The organism is Streptomyces sp. RK9 (assembly GCF_045070545.1).
In the GTDB taxonomy this organism is placed as follows: domain Bacteria; phylum Actinomycetota; class Actinomycetes; order Streptomycetales; family Streptomycetaceae; genus Streptomyces; species Streptomyces alboflavus.
Genome location: NZ_CP173704.1, coordinates 1,832,165 through 1,849,179, shown reverse-complemented (window position 1 = coordinate 1,849,179; position 17,015 = coordinate 1,832,165). Strand labels below are relative to the sequence as shown.

General features: G+C 71.8%; 19 protein-coding genes and 3 tRNA genes. 3 read left to right on the top strand and 19 right to left on the bottom strand.

Features of this window, described 5'->3' with window-relative positions:
• The 4 genes from AB6L24_RS28555 to AB6L24_RS28540 form a co-directional block, all read right to left on the bottom strand.
• Positions 1 to 465: a MaoC family dehydratase N-terminal domain-containing protein gene (locus tag AB6L24_RS28555; protein ID WP_030359044.1), complete on the bottom strand. Its 465-nt coding sequence runs from the start codon at positions 463 to 465 to the stop codon at positions 1 to 3.
• 131 nt (positions 466 to 596) lie between these two features.
• Complete coding sequence (gene rpmG / locus AB6L24_RS28550) at positions 597 to 761, bottom strand: 50S ribosomal protein L33 (protein ID WP_003956487.1); 165 nt, start codon at positions 759 to 761, stop codon at positions 597 to 599.
• 89 nt (positions 762 to 850) lie between these two features.
• Positions 851 to 923, bottom strand: a tRNA-Met gene (locus AB6L24_RS28545).
• 49 nt (positions 924 to 972) lie between these two features.
• Positions 973 to 1,045 (bottom strand) — tRNA-Thr (locus tag AB6L24_RS28540).
• 302 nt (positions 1,046 to 1,347) lie between these two features.
• Here AB6L24_RS28540 and AB6L24_RS28535 point away from each other — a divergent pair.
• Together AB6L24_RS28535 and AB6L24_RS28530 are read left to right on the top strand one after the other, a co-directional pair.
• Positions 1,348 to 2,760, top strand: coding sequence for an amidohydrolase family protein (locus AB6L24_RS28535; protein ID WP_405659909.1), 1,413 nt, complete (start codon positions 1,348 to 1,350; stop codon positions 2,758 to 2,760).
• A gap of 97 nt (positions 2,761 to 2,857) precedes the next feature.
• The gene (locus AB6L24_RS28530) at positions 2,858 to 3,514 is read left to right on the top strand and encodes an SDR family oxidoreductase (protein ID WP_405659907.1); all 657 of its coding nucleotides are present in this window, start codon (positions 2,858 to 2,860) and stop codon (positions 3,512 to 3,514) included.
• Between the two features lie 58 nt (positions 3,515 to 3,572).
• Here the strand turns inward: AB6L24_RS28530 and AB6L24_RS28525 are convergent, their stop codons facing one another.
• Positions 3,573 to 3,797 carry a hypothetical protein gene (locus AB6L24_RS28525; RefSeq protein ID WP_033263997.1) on the bottom strand — a complete coding sequence of 75 codons (225 nt, stop codon included), beginning with the start codon at positions 3,795 to 3,797 and terminating at the stop codon, positions 3,573 to 3,575.
• A 290-nt stretch (positions 3,798 to 4,087) separates the two neighbouring features.
• Positions 4,088 to 4,169, bottom strand: a tRNA-Tyr gene (locus tag AB6L24_RS28520).
• A 202-nt stretch (positions 4,170 to 4,371) separates the two neighbouring features.
• Here AB6L24_RS28520 and AB6L24_RS28515 point away from each other — a divergent pair.
• Entirely contained in the window at positions 4,372 to 4,860 is a 489-nt protein-coding gene (locus AB6L24_RS28515) for a YajQ family cyclic di-GMP-binding protein (RefSeq protein WP_030359047.1), read from the top strand.
• Between the two features lie 109 nt (positions 4,861 to 4,969).
• Here the strand turns inward: AB6L24_RS28515 and AB6L24_RS28510 are convergent, their stop codons facing one another.
• The 13 genes from AB6L24_RS28510 to AB6L24_RS28450 form a co-directional block, all read right to left on the bottom strand.
• On the bottom strand, positions 4,970 to 5,236 hold the full coding sequence (locus AB6L24_RS28510; protein ID WP_030359052.1) for a GlsB/YeaQ/YmgE family stress response membrane protein: 267 nt from the start codon (positions 5,234 to 5,236) through the stop codon (positions 4,970 to 4,972).
• Between the two features lie 254 nt (positions 5,237 to 5,490).
• On the bottom strand, positions 5,491 to 5,907 hold the full coding sequence (locus tag AB6L24_RS28505) for a YccF domain-containing protein (RefSeq protein WP_405659902.1): 417 nt from the start codon (positions 5,905 to 5,907) through the stop codon (positions 5,491 to 5,493).
• Positions 5,904 to 6,767 (bottom strand): zinc metalloprotease HtpX, encoded by an 864-nt coding sequence (gene htpX / locus AB6L24_RS28500; protein WP_405659899.1) that lies wholly within the window; start codon positions 6,765 to 6,767, stop codon positions 5,904 to 5,906. The genes AB6L24_RS28505 and htpX overlap by 4 nt, the downstream gene beginning before the upstream one ends.
• Positions 6,768 to 6,938: 171 nt before the next feature.
• Entirely contained in the window at positions 6,939 to 8,477 is a 1,539-nt protein-coding gene (locus AB6L24_RS28495) for an NADH-quinone oxidoreductase subunit N (RefSeq protein WP_405659896.1), read from the bottom strand.
• Positions 8,474 to 10,054: an NADH-quinone oxidoreductase subunit M gene (locus AB6L24_RS28490; protein ID WP_405659894.1), complete on the bottom strand. Its 1,581-nt coding sequence runs from the start codon at positions 10,052 to 10,054 to the stop codon at positions 8,474 to 8,476. The genes AB6L24_RS28495 and AB6L24_RS28490 overlap by 4 nt, the downstream gene beginning before the upstream one ends.
• Before the next feature lie 6 nt (positions 10,055 to 10,060).
• Positions 10,061 to 12,055, bottom strand: a complete 1,995-nt coding sequence (locus tag AB6L24_RS28485; protein WP_405659892.1) for an NADH-quinone oxidoreductase subunit L — start codon at positions 12,053 to 12,055, stop codon at positions 10,061 to 10,063.
• On the bottom strand, positions 12,052 to 12,462 hold the full coding sequence (gene nuoK / locus AB6L24_RS28480; protein WP_405659890.1) for an NADH-quinone oxidoreductase subunit NuoK: 411 nt from the start codon (positions 12,460 to 12,462) through the stop codon (positions 12,052 to 12,054). Before nuoK ends, AB6L24_RS28485 begins: the two co-directional genes overlap by 4 nt.
• Positions 12,462 to 13,097, bottom strand: coding sequence for an NADH-quinone oxidoreductase subunit J (locus AB6L24_RS28475; protein ID WP_405659888.1), 636 nt, complete (start codon positions 13,095 to 13,097; stop codon positions 12,462 to 12,464). Before AB6L24_RS28475 ends, nuoK begins: the two co-directional genes overlap by 1 nt.
• The gene (locus tag AB6L24_RS28470; protein WP_405659886.1) at positions 13,094 to 13,747 is read right to left on the bottom strand and encodes a NuoI/complex I 23 kDa subunit family protein; all 654 of its coding nucleotides are present in this window, start codon (positions 13,745 to 13,747) and stop codon (positions 13,094 to 13,096) included. Before AB6L24_RS28470 ends, AB6L24_RS28475 begins: the two co-directional genes overlap by 4 nt.
• On the bottom strand, positions 13,747 to 14,715 hold the full coding sequence (locus tag AB6L24_RS28465; RefSeq protein ID WP_405659884.1) for an NADH-quinone oxidoreductase subunit H: 969 nt from the start codon (positions 14,713 to 14,715) through the stop codon (positions 13,747 to 13,749). The genes AB6L24_RS28470 and AB6L24_RS28465 overlap by 1 nt, the downstream gene beginning before the upstream one ends.
• Positions 14,712 to 15,902: an NADH-quinone oxidoreductase subunit C gene (locus tag AB6L24_RS28460; protein WP_405659882.1), complete on the bottom strand. Its 1,191-nt coding sequence runs from the start codon at positions 15,900 to 15,902 to the stop codon at positions 14,712 to 14,714. The genes AB6L24_RS28465 and AB6L24_RS28460 overlap by 4 nt, the downstream gene beginning before the upstream one ends.
• The gene (locus AB6L24_RS28455) at positions 15,899 to 16,525 is read right to left on the bottom strand and encodes an NADH-quinone oxidoreductase subunit B (RefSeq protein WP_405659880.1); all 627 of its coding nucleotides are present in this window, start codon (positions 16,523 to 16,525) and stop codon (positions 15,899 to 15,901) included. The genes AB6L24_RS28460 and AB6L24_RS28455 overlap by 4 nt, the downstream gene beginning before the upstream one ends.
• Positions 16,516 to 16,917: an NADH-quinone oxidoreductase subunit A gene (locus tag AB6L24_RS28450; protein ID WP_030359076.1), complete on the bottom strand. Its 402-nt coding sequence runs from the start codon at positions 16,915 to 16,917 to the stop codon at positions 16,516 to 16,518. Before AB6L24_RS28450 ends, AB6L24_RS28455 begins: the two co-directional genes overlap by 10 nt.
• Positions 16,918 to 17,015: the final 98 nt, after the last annotated feature.

Here is a 17,015-nt window from a genome sequence, read left to right as displayed (position 1 = left end):
TCAGGCCCCCTCAGCGGCGGGCTCGGCCGCGCGTGCGACGAGCTTGGTCCAGGCGGTCACGACGTGCTCCCCGGCCGCGTCGTGGACCTCGCCGCGGATGTCCAGGATGTCGTTGCCGGCGAGCGACTTGATGTTCTCGATGGTCGAGGTCACCGTCAGCCGGTCGCCCGCGTACACGGGGCGCGTGTACGCGAACTTCTGGTCGCCGTGCACGACTCGGCTGTAGTCGAGGCCCAGCTGCGGGTCCTCGATGACCAGGCCCGCCGCCTTGAAGGTGATCGCGAACACGAAGGTCGGCGGGGCGAGCACATCGGGGTGGCCGAGCGCCTTGGCGGCTTCCGGGTCGGCGTACGCGGGATTGGCGTCACCCACCGCGACCGCGAATTCGCGGATCTTCTCGCGGCCGACCTCGTAGGGGTCGGTGGGCGGGTAGGACCGCCCCACGAAGGACTGGTCGAGCGCCATGGCTCGGCACCTCCTGGCAGCTGGGTTCTCTTGAAGGACCGGACGGGGCCGCCGCTGGGACGGATCAGGTCCGGAAACGCCTCGAGGCCGCCCCCGAGTGATCGGGGGCGGCCTCGAGTACTAGCCTGTTTTTATCGCGTTTCGCGGTGCGCGGTGTGCGAGTTGCAACGCGGGCAGTGCTTCTTCATCTCCAGTCGGTCCGGGTTGTTACGCCGGTTCTTCTTGGTGATGTAGTTCCGCTCCTTGCACTCCACGCAGGCCAGCGTGATCTTCGGGCGGACGTCGGTGGCAGCCACGTGAGTGCTCCTTGACGGACGGATGGACGGATGAACGCATAAAAGAGTAGCCGATCGAAGGACCGACCCCACAATCGGCTACTGAAGGGTAGCGGTGACCGGACTTGAACCGGTGACACAGCGATTATGAGCCGCTTGCTCTACCGACTGAGCTACACCGCTGCGATGCGCTTCGGCCCCTCGCCCGGAAGCGAGGAACCTCACACATCAGAGCCCCAATGCGGAATCGAACCGCAGACCTTCTCCTTACCATGGAGACGCTCTACCGACTGAGCTATTGGGGCGAGCGATGAAGACATTACACGCTCGCCCGCCGATCGCCCAAATCCGTTTCGCCAGGGCCGTCCGGGGGCATGGCAGCGGCCCTCAAAAGGCCTTCTCACCCGCCCCACCAGGGATCACCAGGCCCTCGCACCACAGCAGTACGACTATTGCGCTCCTCCGCGAAGCGGGCTCCCCGCCGTCCTAGGCTCGACCCGCGCTGCGTGATCTTGCGTGCCTCGACGCCGCCGTCCACGCGCGCCCTCGGGTCGCGTCCCGGCACGCCTCGAGCCGCCTGCAGCCGCCCCCGAGCACCAGGAGCGCGATGCCTGACAGCCAGCCGCAGCAGCCCTCTTCGCCCGACTCCCCCGGCCCCGGGGAGTCGCCCGGCTCCCGGGACGGCCGCGCCCCCCAGAGCGCGTCGGGCTCCCCGGCACCGTCGCCCGCCCCGGGCCCGTCACCCGCACCGTCACCCGCAGCACCGCCCACGGCCGCGCCTTCGCCCTCCGCGCTGCTGCTCTGCGGGGCGCGCCTGACGGACGGCAGGACCGTGGACGTACGGCTCGGTGAGGGCCGTATCGAGGCCGTCGGCACGGCGGGCAGCCTGGCCGCGCACGGCGGGCGCGTGGACCTGAGCGGATATCTCCTGCTGCCCGCGGCGGCGGAGCCCCACGCGCACAGCGACACAGCCCTCAGCGCCCTCACGGAGGGCCCGGTCCCCGGGGACGTCCAGGACGTGCAGCGGCGCGCCACCGAGGCGGCCCTGCTGCAACTCGGGCACGGGGCGACGGCGCTGCGCTCGCACGTGCGGATCGGTGACGTCCAGGGCCTGGACGCGCTGCACGCGGTGCTCCAGGCGCGGCGCTCGCTGCGCGGGCTCGCCGACCTCTCCGTAGTGGCGGTGCCGCGCCTGCTGACCGGGGTGGCGGGCGCCGACGGGATGGCGATGCTGCGGGACGCGATGAAGATGGGCGCCTCCGTAGTGGGCGGTTGTCCGGATCTGGACCCTGATCCGACGGGGTACGCGGAGGCGGTGCTCGACCTCGCGGCGGAGCACGGCTGCGCGGTCGACCTGCATACGGACGGCGGGGATCCGGCCCGTCTCGCGCGGCTTGCGGCGGCGGCCGGGGGGCTGCGGCCGGGGGTGACGATCGGGCCGTGCGGCGGGCTCGGGCGGCTGCCTGCCGACGTGGCGGCGCGGACCGCGGAGCAGCTGGCGGCGGCCGGCGTGACGGTGGTGTGCCTGCCGCAGGGCGACTGCGGCGGGGCCGGGCACGGGGCGCGGGCCGGGGCCGCGCACGCGGGGGTGACGGACGGCGGGGCGGTCCCGGTGCGGCTGTTGCGGGCCGCCGGGGTGCGGGTCGCGGCGGGCAGCGGGGCGCTGCGGGACATGGCGAACCCGGTGGGCCGCGGGGATCCGCTGGAGGCGGCGTACCTCCTCGCGTCCCGGCAGGGGCTGCGCCCCGAGGAGGCCTACGACGCGGTGAGTTCGGCGGCGCGGGCGGCGATGGGTCTTGCCGAGGTCAGGGTGGAGGCGGGGTTCCCCGCGGAGCTCCTCGCGGTGCGCGGCGACACCCTCGCCGGGGCGCTGTCGCTGGCGTACAGCCGCGTGGTGGTGCACCGGGGGCGTGTGGTGGCGCGGACCAGCGCGGTGCGGGAGTACTGCGACTCGGCGGCCGCGGTGGCGCTGGATCTGCCGCGGCAGGGGCGGGGGAAGGGGGGCGGGGTGGTCTCGTGAGGGACCGTACGCCGCCCGGGGGTGGGCCGTACGGCATGTGGCCTGGTGACGGGCGTTCCGGCCGCGATCACGTGCGGGCTGCCGTACGGTCGGGAGCATGCGCATTGTCATCGCTGGAGGTCATGGTCAGATCGCGCTGCGGCTGGAGCGACTGCTCGCCGCGCGCGGTGACGAAGCCGTAGGGCTCATCCGCAACCCCGCGCACGAGGCCGATCTCCGGGACGCCGGCGCCGAACCGGTGCTGTGCGACCTGGAGTCGGCGTCCGTGGCGGAGGTCGCCCGGCATCTGGAGGGCGCGGACGCCGCGGTGTTCGCGGCGGGCGCGGGGCCCGGCAGCGGGGCGGACCGCAAGAACACGGTGGACCGTGACGCCGCCGTCCTGTTCGCGGACGCCGCGGAGCGGGCCGGGGCGCGCCGGTACATCGTGGTGTCGTCGATGGGCGCGGACCCCGACCACCCCGGCGACGAGATCTTCGACGCCTATCTGCGGGCCAAGGGCGAGGCCGACGCGTACGTACGCGGCCGTGCCGCCCTGGACTGGACGGTGCTGCGTCCCGGGATGCTGACGGACGACGCGGGCACGGGTCTCGTACGCCTGGAGGCGTCGACCGGCCGGGGTCCGATCCCGCGCGACGACGTGGCCGCGGTGCTCGCGGAGCTCCTGGAGACCCCGGCGACGGCGGGGCTCACCCTCGAACTCGTCAGCGGCTCGACGCCGGTGTCGGTGGCGGCGAAGTCGGTCGCGGGCAACTGACGCGCGCGGCCCGCCTGTCAGGGCGCCAGAACGCGCTCCGCGCTGTCTTCTCAGGGCGTCAGAACAGCGGCAACTGCCCCGGGAACTCCGGCACCACGTACCCGTCGAGCGCGGGCTGCGCGGCGCCGAGTTGGGCGTGCTGCCGGGACCCGGGGCAAGAGACGAGATCCCCGGCGCCACGCGGCCCGGGCGGATCGTGGCGGGCGAACCTGCCGCCGACGACCGCGATCTCTCGACGGCACACCGGGCAGTGTCTGCGACGGGACGAGCTGGACGACGACATACGTCCAGTGTGCCCACGCCGGAGCCGGACCTGCGGCAACCGGCCCCGGAACGGACGCCCAGGGATGCGGACGTGGTCGAGCTGGCTCAGCGATCGATGCGAGACGTGGGAAACAGAGCGGACCTCGCCGAAGCGTGACGCTCCCCGCACACCTCTGCCGCCGCCCGCGCCAAGCCGTGCGGCGTGGGACAGGTCACTCCGCTTCGGCTCCGCGCGAGGGGTCGCTCCCGCAAACGAAGAAACCCCTTCCGCGCCTGCTTTGTCGCAGGACGGAAGGGGTTTCCTTCATGTGGCGGCGCCAGGATTCGAACCTGGGAAGGCGAAGCCGGCAGATTTACAGTCTGCTCCCTTTGGCCGCTCGGGCACACCGCCAGGGATTGTCGCCCGGGGCCTTCCGCTCTCGCGGTGCTCCGTGGCAACGACGTAAACGATACCTGATGACCGGGGGTGCTTCGCCACCCGATTGATCGGCACCCGGAGCGGAGGCAGTGGCTAGGCTTTACGGATGCGGTCGGCGACTAGAAGGCCGTGTACCCGCTGAGTACGCAGACCCCGATACAAGGAGCCACAGGACATGGCCGACTCCAGTTTCGACATCGTCTCGAAGGTCGAGCGGCAGGAGGTCGACAACGCCCTCAACCAGACGGGCAAGGAGATCTCGCAGCGCTACGACTTCAAGAACGTCGGTGCTTCGATCTCCTGGTCCGGCGAGAAGATCTTGATGGAGGCCAACTCGGAGGACCGGGTCAACGCGATCCTCGACGTCTTCCAGTCCAAGCTGATCAAGCGTGGCATCTCACTGAAGGCGCTGGACGCGGGCGAGCCGCAGCTGTCCGGCAAGGAGTACAAGATCTTCGCCACGATCCAGGAGGGCATCTCCCAGGAGAACGCGAAGAAGGTCGCGAAGATCATCCGCGACGAGGGCCCGAAGGGCGTCAAGGCGCAGGTCCAGGGCGAGGAGCTGCGCGTCAGCTCCAAGAGCCGTGACGACCTGCAGGCCGTGCAGGCGCTCCTGAAGGGCCAGGACTTCGACTTCGCGCTGCAGTTCGTGAACTACCGGTAGTTCGTGGGCCGTTCGGCCCGCCGAGGTACGACGGAGGCCGAGGTACGACGGAGGGCGGGCACCCGGACCGGGTGCCCGCCCTTGCTGCTGGCTGCAGTCTGTGTCGTCGTCAGCGGCGCGAGTGGCCGAAGAGGATGCGGTAGGCGATCAGGAGGACGAGGGAGCCGCCGATGGCCGCGGCCCAGGTCGCGCCGTCGAAGAAGTGGTCGGCTATCGGGCGGTCGAGGAAGCGCGCGGAGATCCAGCCGCCCACGAAGGCGCCGGCGACGCCGATCAGCGTCGTACCGATGAAGCCGCCCGGGTCGCGCCCCGGGAGCAGGAGTTTGGCGGTGGCACCGGCGAGCAGCCCGAGAACGATCCAGCTGATGATGCCCATGGTGACCTGCCTTTGCGTGCTGTGGTGCGGGTGGCCCTTCGTACCTTTTCGTGCGGTGTTGTCCTCAAGGACGTCATGGGGGGCGCGTGCGGTTCCCGGGGGCCGTTCGGGTGAGGCGCAGGACACAGCGGCGCGGTGGGATCCGGTGTGGTTGCTCGGGGTTCGGCGGGGCGTCGCGCCCTCGTCAGATGTCCCGCCCGTTCCGGTTCGCCGGGCGCGGGGCGCGGGGCGCCCGCAGGGCCGTACGGGGACGGTCAGACGCTCGCCCGGGCGCCCATCGGGCCGGCCGTGAACGGCTCGTCCGTGGGCACGATCTCGCGGCCGAGCGGCAGCAACGAGATGGGGATCATCTTGAAGTTGGCGAGGCCCAGCGGGATGCCGATGATCGTGACGCAGAGCAGCAGGCCGGTGAAGATGTGGCCGAGGGCGAGCCACCAGCCCGCGAGGACCAGCCAGAGGACGTTTCCGATCAGCGAGGGCGCGCCCGCGTCCGCGCGCTCGACCGCCTTGCGCCCGAAGGGCCACAGCGCGAACAGGCCGATGCGGAACGACGCGAGGCCGAACGGGATCCCGATGATCGTGATGCACAGGATCACGCCCGCGAACAGGTAGAACAGGCACATCCACAGGCCGCACAGGATGAGCCAGATGACGTTCAGAACTGTCTTCACTGCTGGCGACCTGCCATCTGCTCGAGCCGGGCGATGCGCTCCGCCATCGGCGGGTGAGTGGAGAAGAGCTTCGACATTCCCTGACCGGGCCGGAACGGATTGGCAATCATCATATGGCTCGCCGTTTCGAGCCGGGGCTCCGGCGGGAGCGGCAACTGCTTCGTACCGGCGTCGAGTTTGCGCAAGGCACTGGCGAGAGCCAGTGGGTCGCCGGTGAGTTGCGCGCCGGACGCGTCGGCCTCGTACTCCCTGGAACGGCTGATGGCGAGCTGGATGATGGACGCGGCGAGCGGGCCGAGCAGCATGATCAGGAGCATCCCGAAGATGCCGGGGCCCTCGTTGTCGTTGGAGCGTCCGATCGGAATCAGCCAGGCGAAGTTGACCAGAAACATGATGACGGAGGCGAGGGCGCCGGCGACCGAGGAGATCAGGATGTCGCGGTTGTAGACGTGGCTGAGCTCGTGGCCGATGACTCCGCGCAGCTCGCGCGGGGTGAGGATGCGCAGGATGCCGTCCGTGCAGCAGACGGCGGCGTTGCGCGGGTTCCGGCCGGTCGCGAAGGCGTTCGGCGCCTCCGTCGGTGAGATGTAGAGCCGGGGCATGGGCTGGCGGGCCTGGGTGGAGAGCTCGCGCACCATGCGGTACAGCTCGGGGGCCTCGAACTCGCTCACCGGGCGGGCCCGCATCGCGCGCAGGGCCAGCTTGTCGCTGTTCCAGTACGCGTACGCGTTCGTGCCGACCGCCACGAAGAGCGCGACGATCAAGCCCGTACGCCCGAAGAAGCTGCCGATGACGAGGATGAGTGCGGACAGTCCCCCGAGGAGTACGGCGGTCTTCAGCCCGTTGGTCCGGCGGTGCACGGTACGCCCTCCTGGTGGTGCGCGGGGGAACCCTTCTTGCTGGTGCTTCCACTGTTCAGTGGACCCTCCCTTACTGGTCAACGCCAGGCGGAGGGTGCTAGTTCCCTTGTGCGCTCAGGAGCGGTGTGGGCCGCGCGGGTGACGGCGGCGTCCCGTGCCCCGCGTGCCGGCTCAGCGCACGCCGTGTTCCGCGAACTGCAGGACGAGCTGGGGCGCCCCGGAGAGGGCGACGCCGAGCACGGCGGTGACCGCGATGGCCGCGGTGAGGGGGGCCGGAACGTGGTGCTTGGCGGGCTCTCCCTCGGGGGCGCGGAACAGCAGCGCGGTCCACTGGAGGTAGTAGTAGAGCGCGATCACCACGTTGGCCGCCATGACGACGGCCAGCCAGCCGAGGCCCGCGTCGACCGCCGTGGAGAACACGGTGACCTTCGCGAAGAGGCCGATGATGCCCGGCGGCAGGCCGGCCAGGCAGAGCAGGAAGAAGGCGAGGACCAGGGCCGACAGGGGACTCTTGGCGTACAGGCCCCGGTAGTCGCTGACGCGGTTCAGCTTCTGGGTGCGGCCGACCAGGGCGGCGACGGCGAACGCTCCGAGGTTCACGGCGGCGTACATCAGGGCGTACGCGACGGTCGCGCCGGTGGTCTCCAGGACGTCGGTGTGGCGGTCGGCGTACCCGGCCGCCGCGATCGGCACCAGGAGGTAGCCCGCCTGGCCGACCGAGGACCAGGCGAGCAGGCGGACCGCGCTGTACGCGCGCGTGGGCTGCTGGCGCAGGGCGGCGACGTTGCCGATGGTCATGGTGAGGGCGGCGAGCGCGGCGAGCGCGGGGCCCCAGACGTCGGCGTACTCCGGGAAGGCGACGACCGTGACGAGGATCAGGCCGGTGAAGCCGACGGCCTTGCCGACGACGGAGAGGTAGGCGGCGACGGGCAACGGCGCGCCTACGTAGGTGTCGGGTACCCAGAAGTGGAAGGGGACGGCGGCCACCTTGAAGGCGAAGCCGACGAGGGTGAGGACGACGCCGGTCTGCGCGAGCGTGTCCAGCTGTCCGTCGACGTTCCCGAGCTTCTCGCCGAGCTCGGTGAGGTGCATGGTGCCCGTCGCGGCGTACACGAAGCTGACGCCCAGGAGGGTCACGGCGGTCGCGGTCACCGAGGAGAGGAAGAACTTCAGGGCGGCCTCGGAGGACCGCTTGTCGCCGCGCTTGAGGCCTACGAGGGCGAAGGCGGGCAGGGAGGCGACTTCCAGGGCGACGACGAGGGTCGCGAGGTCGCGGGAGGCGGGCAGCAGGGCGGCGCCGGCGGCCGAGGAGAGCAGCAGGAACCAGTACTCCCCTTCGGGGAGGTCCTTGTCGGCGTTCCGCGCGTCCTTGAGGGCGGTCATCGAGAGCAGGGCGGTGAGCAGCGCGCCGCCGATGACGAGGAGCTGGATGACGAGGGTGAACTCGTCGACCGTGTAGCTGCACGCGGTGGCCCGGGGGCCGCTGAGGCAGAAGGTCGAGCGGTGCGAGTCGGTGAGGGGCAGCAGGAACAGGCCCGCGGCGACCAGGCCCGCGAGGGAGACCCAGCCGAGCAGGTGCTTGTTGCGCTCGCTCAGGAACAGGTCGGCGACGAGGACCGCGAGGCCGACGACCGCCACGATCGTGGGCGGGGCGACGGCCACCCAGTCGACGGACTGGATGAGGCTCGCGGTGGATTCGGCGGCGATCACGACTTGCCTCCTGCGAGGAGCTGCTGGACGGCCGGGTCGGTGAGGCCGAGGAGGGCCGCGGGCCAGAGGCCGGCGAGGACGGTGAGGGCGACGAGCGGGGTCCAGGCGGCGAACTCGTAGCCCTGGACGTCGGTGAGCCGCGGTGCCTCCTGGGTCTCGGACGTCGGGCCCATGCAGACGCGGCGTACGACGATGAGCATGTACGCGGCCGTGAGCAGGGTGCCGAACGCGGCGATCGCCATGAACGTGAGGAACGCGGGGCGGCTGAGGTCGTCGGCGGGTTTGAACGCGCCGAACAGGGCGAGCATCTCGCCCCAGAACCCGGCGAGCCCCGGCAGGCCGAGCGAGGCGACGGCGCCGAAGGCGAGCAGGCCGCCGAGGCGGGGCGCCTTGCCGTACAGGGCGGCCCCGGACTCCTTGGCCAGGGAGTCGAGGTCGCTCGTGCCCGTGCGGTCCTTGAGCGCGCCGACCAGGAAGAACAGCAGGCCGGTGATGAGGCCGTGGGCGATGTTGGCGAAGAGCGCGCCGTTCACGCCGGTCGGCGTCATGGTCGAGATGCCGAGGAGCACGAAGCCCATGTGGCCGACGGAGGAGTACGCGATGAGGCGCTTGAGGTCGCCCTTCGCGCCGGGCCTGGCCAGGGCCAGGCAGGCCAGGGATCCGTAGATGATCCCGACGACGGCGAACGCGGCGAGGTAGGGCGCGAACGTCTCCATCCCGTCGGGCGCGATCGGCAGCAGGATCCGGACGAACCCGTACGTACCCATCTTCAGCAGGACACCGGCCAGCAGGACCGAGCCGACGGTGGGCGCGGCCGTGTGGGCGTCGGGGAGCCAGCTGTGCAGCGGCCACATCGGCGTCTTGACCGCGAGCCCGATCCCGATCGCCAGAACGGCGATGACCTGCACGGACGTACTCAGCTGCCGGTCGTTGTCAGTGGCGAGTGCCACCATGTCGAATGTGCCCGCCCTCAGCCCGATGAGGAGCAGGCCGAGCAGCATGACGACGGAGCCGAGCAGCGTATAGAGGATGAACTTCCAGGCGGCCTGAGTGCGTTGGGCTCCGCCCCAGCGCGCGATGAGGAAGTACATCGGGATGAGGACCATCTCGAACGCGAGGAAGAACAGCAGCAGATCGAGGACGGCGAAGGTCGCGAGGGTGCCGGACTCCAGGACGAGGATCAGCGCCACGAATGCCTTGGGAGACGGGCCCGACGGCATTTTGAAGTAGGAGTACAGCGCGCAGAGGAAGGTCAGCAGCGCGGTCAGGACCAGCAGGGGGAGGGAGATGCCGTCGATGCCGAGGTGGATGCGCACGTCGAGTGCGGGGATCCAGCTGATGTCCGTCGTGGCCTGCATCTTCGACGGGTGGTCGTGGTCGAAGCCGAGCGCGAGGACGATCGCGGCGATGAGGATCACGCCGGTCACGGTCACGCCGTGGCGCAGCACGGCCTGGTCGGGGGACTTCCCCTTCAGCCCGGGCGGGGCCGGCAGGAGAGCGGCCACGGCACCGACGAGCGGGCCGACGACGATCAACGCGAGAAGGAACTGCATCACTGACTCACTGATACCGATCACGGCTGCTCACGCTCCGGCGGTGGCGACGAGGACGGCGGCGACCGCCAGGACGACGGTGCCCGCGAGCAGCGCGCTCAGATAGGTCTGCACGTTGCCGGTCTGCGCGCGGCGGACGGCCGCGCCGAGCCAGCGGGGTGCGGTGCCCGCGCCGCGTACGTACGTGTCGACGACCTCGCGGTCGAGGAAGCGGACGAGGCGGGCGCCGGCCTGGACGGGGCGGACGAACAGGGCCGCGTAGAGGGCGTCGAGGTGGAAGCCGACGGCGGCGTGGCGGTGCAGCGGGCCGAGCAGGAGGCGGCCCGGGTCCGCCGGGTCGGGGGCGGAGGCCACATCTCCGTACGCGGGTGCGTGCGTGGCGATGGCCTCTGCCTCGATCCGGCCCGCGTCGGCGTCGGGGTGGGCGGCGACCGCGCCGATCGGGACGCGGGCGGCGAGCGCGGTGGTGTGCCGCCACGCGCCGTACGTGACCAGGGCGCCGACGAGGGCGACGCCCGTGCCGAGGACGGAGGTGGTGAGCGTCGGGGCGAGCTTGTGGCCGTCGAACCAGTCCGGGAGGACGCCGACGGTCACGCCGAAGGCCAGCGAGGGCACGGCGAGGACCCAGAGCACGGCGGTCATGGCGACCGGCTGCCTGCCGTGGTCCGGTGCCTCGGCTCCCCTGCCGTGGAAGGCGAGCAGCCACAGGCGGGTCGCGTACGCGGCGGTCACGAGGGCGGCGACCAGGCCCGCGACGAGGACGATCCAGCCCGCCGCGGCGGGGGCGGAATCGGCGTGGCCGGTGGCCGTGTGCTCGGCGGCGCCGAGGACGGCCTCCTTGGAGAAGAAGCCGCTGAAGGGCGGGATCGCGGCGAGCGCGAGGAGCGCCACGGTCATCGTCCAGTAGGCGTCGGGGACGCGGTCGCGCAGGTCCTTCATGCGGGACATGGCGGCGAGGGAGTTGGTGCCCGCGGCGTGGATGATCACGCCCGCGGCGAGGAACAGGAGCGCCTTGAAGGCGCCGTGCGACAGGAGGTGGAAGACGGCGGCACCGCGGTCGCCGACGGCGAGGGCGCCGGTCATGTAGCCGAGCTGGCCGATCGTCGAGTACGCGAGGACGCGCTTGATGTCGTCCTGGGCGAGCGCGGCGAGGGCCGAGCCCGCCATGGTCACGGCGGCCATGACGGCGAGGACGACCAGGGCGGCGGCCGAGGCGGCGAAGACCGGGAGGAGCCGGGCGACGAAGTAGACACCGGCGGCGACCATCGTCGCGGCGTGGATGAGCGCCGAGACGGGCGTCGGGCCCGCCATCGCGTCGGGCAGCCAGGTGTGCAGCGGGAACTGCGCGGACTTGCCCGCGACGCCCGCGAGGAGCAGCAGGGCGATGAGGGTGGGGTGGTCGAGGCCGCCCTGCGCGACGGTGGCCAGGATCCGCGTGATCCGGAACGAGCCCGCGTCCACGGCGAGGGCGAACAGGCCGATCAGGAAGGGGACGTCGCCGAGCTTGGTGACCAGGAAGGCCTTCAGGGAGGCGGCGCGGGCCTCGGGCGTCTCCCAGTAGTGGCCGACGAGGAAGTACGAGCAGATGCCCATGATCTCCCAGCCGACCAGGAGCACCATCAGGTCGCCGGAGTAGACGACGAGCAGCATCGCGGAGGTGAAGAGGGAGACCAGGGCCGCGTACGAGGGGTAGCGCGGGTCGTCGCGCAGGTAGGCCGTCGAGTAGATCTGCACGCAGGAGGCGACGACGCCGACGAGGACGGCGACGAGGGCCGCGAAGCCGTCGATGTGCAGGGCGAGGTCGATGGGGACCGAGCCGGTGGGGGTGAGCTGGGTGGCCGCGTCCACGGCCGTGTCGCCGCCCTGGCGCACGGCCACGACGGCGGCGAGACCGAGCGACGTCAGGGCGGGAAGCACCGCGAGCGGCCGCGCGAGGCCCGGCACGGTGCGGCCGAGCAGCAGGCCGGCGACGGCTCCGAGGAACGGCAGGAGGGGAACGAGGACGGCGAGGGTGGTCGTGGTCACGCGGTGGCCTCAGCCTTCTGCGACGCCCCGGGGGCGGGCTCGTCGGGTTCCTCGGCGGCGGCGCCCTCCGCGCCGGAGCCGTCGTCGTCGCCGTCGTCCGGACGCTCGGCCGTGTCGCGGAGGTCGTCCACGGCGGAGGTGCCGCGGTTGCGGTAGACGGCGAGGACGATCGCGAGGCCGATGCCGATCTCGGCGGCGGCGATGGCGATGGTGAACAGGGTCAGGGCCTGGCCGGAGTGCAGGGTGTCGCGGAGCCAGACGTCGAAGGCGACCAGGTTGAGGTTGACGGCGTTGAGCATCAGCTCGACGGACATCAGGACCAGGATCGCGTTGCGGCGGGCGAGGACGCCGTAGAGGCCGACGCAGAAGAGGAGGACGGCGAGGACGGCGGGGTAGGCGAGGTGCATCAGCGGGTCCCCTCCGTCTGGTCCTTCGGTGCCTTCTGGTCGGCCGGGGCGGTGGGGCCGTTGCGGTTCTGGCGGCCGTTGGCGTCCGGCTCGTCCTTGGACTTGCGGGACAGCACGATCGCGCCGACGAGGGCGGCGAGCAGCAGGACCGAGAGCGCCTCGAAGGGCAGGACCCAGTGCCGGAAGAGGATCGAGCCGGTGACGTCGGTGGTGCCCTGGGGCTTGTCGAGCTCGATCCACTGGGTGCGGAAGGCGTCCACGACGACCCAGACCAGGGCGCCAGCCGCGGCGAGGGCGACGGCGAGCGCGACGGGCCGGTTGCCCGAGTCGGCGTCCGGGGAGCGGCCGATGGGCGCCCTGGTGAGCATCAGGCCGAAGAGGAGGAGGACGACGACGGAGCCGACGTAGATGAGGACCTGGACCCAGGCGATGAACTCGGCGGTCAGGAGCAGGTACTCGACGGCGAGGCCGCCGAGGGCGACGACCAGCCAGAGCGCGGCGTGCACGAGCTGGCGGGTGGTGACGGTGATGACCGCGGCGCCCAGGGTGACGAGTCCGACGAGCACGAAGGCGATCTCGACGCCGGTCGGGGAGAGGAAGCCCTGGGGGGCGTCGGCGGCGATGGGGAGGTTCACGCGTCTCCCTCCGGCTTGGCCTCGGGGGCCCGCTCCGACACCGGCGCCGACTCGGCGGCCTGTGCGGCGGCCGACTGCTCGGCCTCGGCGGCGGCCTTCTCGGTTTCGGCGGCCAGCTTGTCGGCGGCCTTGCGGGCGGCGGCGAGTTCCTTCGGCTCCTCGGCGGCCGGGTCGAGCGCGGGCGGGGCGGGGACGGTCCACATCCACTCGCGGAGCTTGTCGCGCTCGTGGGTGAGTTCGTGGATGTCGGTCTCGGCGTACTCGAACTCCGGGGACCAGAACAGCGCGTCGAAGGGGCACACCTCGATGCAGATGCCGCAGTACATGCAGAGGGAGAAGTCGATGGCGAAGCGGTCGAGGACGTTGCGGCTGCGCTCGCGGCCGCCCGGCGCGGCGGCCGGGACCGTCTCCTTGTGGGAGTCGATGTAGATGCACCAGTCCGGGCACTCTCGGGCGCACAGCATGCAGACCGTGCAGTTCTCCTCGAACAGGCCGATGACGCCCCGGGTGCGGGGCGGCAGTTCGGGCTGCACTTCGGGGTACTGCTCGGTGACGGTCTTCTTCGTCATCGTGCGGAGGGTGACGGCCAGGCCCTTGGCGAGGCCTGAGCCGGGGACCCTGGGCCGGGCGGGCGGGGTCTGTGCAGCCATCAGTTGATCGCCACCTTCACGATTCCGGTGAGCGCGATCTGCGCGAGGGCGAGCGGGACGAGGAGGACCCAGGCGAGCTTCTGGAGCTGGTCCTCACGGAGCCGGGGGTAGGTGACGCGCAGCCAGATCACGACGAACGCGAGGACGGCCGTCTTCAGGAGCGTCCACACCCAGCCGAGCCCGTCGGCGCCCCACGGGCCGTGCCAGCCGCCCAGGAACAGGACGGTGGTCAGGCCGCACAGGACGACGATCCCGGCGTACTCGGCGAGCAGGAAGAGGGCGAAGCGCAGGCCCGTGTACTCGGTGTACGCGCCGAAGATGATCTCGGAGTCGGCGACCGGCATGTCGAAGGGCGGGCGCTGGAGCTCGGCGAGCCCGGCGACGAAGAAGACGATCGCGCCGACGATCTGCCAGGGCAGCCACCACCACTCGAAGGCGTCCACGATGCCGGGAAGCGAGACCGTGCCCGCGGCCATCGCCACGGACGCGGCGGCGAGCAGCATCGGCAGCTCGTACGCGAGGAGCTGGGCCGCGGTGCGCAGGCCACCGAGGAGGGAGAACTTGTTGGCCGACGCCCAGCCCGCCATCAGGGAGCCGAGGACGCCGACGCCCATGACGGCGAGCACGAAGAAGACGCCCGCGTCGATGGCCTGCCCGACGGCGCCCTCGCCGGGGCCGATCGGGATGGCGAGGAGCACGAGCAGGTACGGCAGCAGGGCCACGGCCGGGGCGAGCTGGAAGACCCGGCGGTCGGCGTCGGCCGGGACGATGTCTTCCTTCTGGGCGAACTTGACGCCGTCGGCGACGAGTTGGGCCCAGCCGTGGAAGCCGCCCGCGTACATGGGGCCGAGGCGGCCCTGCATGTGGGCCATCACCTTGTGTTCGGTCTGGCCGATGATCAGGGGGAACGTCAGGAAGACGACGAAGACGACGAGGAGTCGCAGCGTGACGTCGAGGGCGTCGTTCACTGCGGGCCTCCTGTGCGGTCGTCAGGGTCGTCGGGCTCGGCGGGGGCCGGTGCGGCTTCCGGGGGTTGCGGGGCTTCCGGGGCGTCGGGCGCGGCGGGGGCCTCGGGCTCTGCGGGGGCGTCGGCGGCCTCCGGAGCCTTCGCGGCCTCGGGAGCCTCCCCGGCCTCCGCTGCTTCCGGTTTCGCGGGCGGCGCGGCCTCCGGTTCGGTCTCGTCGAAGGCCGGGCGGGCGTTGTGCCAGGGGGCCTCGTCCTTGGCCTTCGGGGTCTCCGCCGCCTTCGGGGTCTCCGCAGGCGCTGCGGCCGGGGTCGCCGCAGGTGCTGCGGCCGGGGTCACCGCAGGCGCTGCGGCCGGGGTCGCCGAGGCAGCCGGCTCATCCGAAGTCACCGGCGCCGCCGCCTCCCCCGCCGGAGCCGCCGTCGCCCCTTCCGCCCGCTGCGAAGCCGACCCCTGCGACACACTGCGTGCCCGCCGTGCCGGGGCCGGAGCCGCCTCCGTCTCCGCCTGGCTCGCGGACCCCTCGCCCGCGGTCCGCGCGCGCCGGGCCGGGCGCTCGCCCGCAGCCCGCCCCGCACCGCCCGCGGCCCGCCCCGCCCCACGCGCGGGCCGTGCGGGAGCGGCCGGAAGCTGCCCCTTCAGCGGGCCCCACTCGTTGGGATCGGGCACGCCCGGCGGCAGCATCTGCCGACGCTTGGGACCGCCGTGCTCGGATTCCCCCGGCTCCTTCGCCCCGGGCCACGCCTTCGCGACCCGCGCCGCAAGGACGAAGTCCTTGCGCAGCGGGTGGCCCTCGAAGCCCTCGGGCAGCAGCAGCGGTACGAGATGGGGGTGGCCCTCGAAGCCGACGCCGAACATCTCGTGGGTCTCGCGCTCGTGCCAGGCCGCGCCCGCGTAGACGTCGACGGCGGTCGGCAGGACGGGCGCCTCGTGCGGCACGGTCGTGCGGACGAGCAGCCGCCGCACCGGGGCCAGCGCGACGACGTGGGCGGACACGCGGAATCCGGTGCCCGGTTCGTCGACGGCGCTGAGCCAGTCGAAGTAGGTGCAGCCGAGGTCGTCGCGGGCGGTGCGCAGGGCGTCGAGCCAGGAGGCCACGGGCACGTCCACCGTCAGGACCTCGTACGACTCCTCGGCGCTCGCCTCCGCGCCGAACAGCTCCTCGACGGGAGCGGGCAGCCAGCCGGTCATCCGGCGTCCTCCCCCGTCACCGGCGCGGCGCCCGGCGCGGGCGGCGGGACCAGGCCGCTCTGCAGCGCCGCCGTGGACGGCCGCGTGCCGTTCGCTCCGTAGCGCTCGCCGAGCGACTCGCGGGCGATCTTCTCCTGGAGCTTGAGGATGCCCTGGAGCAGCGCCTCGGGCCGCGGCGGGCACCCGGGGACGTACACGTCGACGGGGATGATCTGGTCGACGCCCTTGGTGACGGAGTACGAGTCCCAGTACGGGCCGCCGCAGTTGGAGCAGGCGCCGAAGGAGATCACGTACTTGGGCTCGGGCATCTGCTCGTACAGACGCTTCACGGCGGGCGCCATCTTGTCGGTGACCGTGCCGGAGACGACCATCAGGTCGGCCTGGCGCGGTCCTGGCGCGAACGGGATCACGCCGAGGCGGATGAAGTCGTGCCGGGCCATGGACGCCGCGATGAACTCGATGGCGCAGCAGGCGAGGCCGAAGTTGAAGACCCACAGGCTGTAGCGGCGGCCCCAGTTGAGGACCACCTTCATCGGCTCGGGGGCGAGGCGGGACAGGACGCCAAGCCGCTTCGGCTCCGGGAGGAGCACGGGATCCGCCGCGGGCTCCTGGTTCACGTCCATGTGAGGACGCCCTTCTTGTATGCGTACAGCAGGCCCACGGCCAGGAAGCCGAGGAAGATGAACATCTCGACGAGGGTCGCGGCGCCGTATCCGGGCGCGGCGAAGACCGTCGCCCACGGGAAGAGGAAGATCGAGTCGACGGCGAAGATGACGTAGAGGAACGCGTAGACGTAGTAGCGGACCTGGGTGTGGGCCCAGCCGTCGCCGACCGGGTCGACGCCGCATTCGTAGGTGAGCAGTTTCTCCGGGGTCGGTACGACCGGCCGCAGGAGCCGGCCCGCGCCGAAGGCCACGGCGACGAACAGCACGCCCACGACGGCGAGCAGCCCGACGACGGAGTACGACTCGAAGTAGCTCGCCGCGACGTCCGTGCGGTGCGTCGTCACTGGCACCTCAGCCCCTCACTCCCGAAACTCACGCGTGTCTCGCTCACGTCTCACCCGTGTCTCGTCCGATTCGCCGTCACACCGGGTCAACGGAGCAGCTTGCC

Coding starts and splice junctions, on each gene's coding strand:
- AB6L24_RS28535 (WP_405659909.1), top strand. CDS start 1,348: ATGCCTGACAGCCAGCCGCAGCAGCCCTCTTCGCCCGACTCCCCCGGC.
- AB6L24_RS28455 (WP_405659880.1), bottom strand. CDS start 16,525: ATGGACGTGAACCAGGAGCCCGCGGCGGATCCCGTGCTCCTCCCGGAG.
- AB6L24_RS28525 (WP_033263997.1), bottom strand. CDS start 3,797: ATGTCGTCGTCCAGCTCGTCCCGTCGCAGACACTGCCCGGTGTGCCGT.
- AB6L24_RS28510 (WP_030359052.1), bottom strand. CDS start 5,236: ATGGGCATCATCAGCTGGATCGTTCTCGGGCTGCTCGCCGGTGCCACC.
- AB6L24_RS28470 (WP_405659886.1), bottom strand. CDS start 13,747: ATGGCTGCACAGACCCCGCCCGCCCGGCCCAGGGTCCCCGGCTCAGGC.
- AB6L24_RS28515 (WP_030359047.1), top strand. CDS start 4,372: ATGGCCGACTCCAGTTTCGACATCGTCTCGAAGGTCGAGCGGCAGGAG.
- AB6L24_RS28460 (WP_405659882.1), bottom strand. CDS start 15,902: ATGACCGGCTGGCTGCCCGCTCCCGTCGAGGAGCTGTTCGGCGCGGAG.
- AB6L24_RS28530 (WP_405659907.1), top strand. CDS start 2,858: ATGCGCATTGTCATCGCTGGAGGTCATGGTCAGATCGCGCTGCGGCTG.
- AB6L24_RS28555 (WP_030359044.1), bottom strand. CDS start 465: ATGGCGCTCGACCAGTCCTTCGTGGGGCGGTCCTACCCGCCCACCGAC.
- nuoK (WP_405659890.1), bottom strand. CDS start 12,462: ATGCACCTCGCCTACCCCGCCGTCCTCGCCGTCCTCCTCTTCTGCGTC.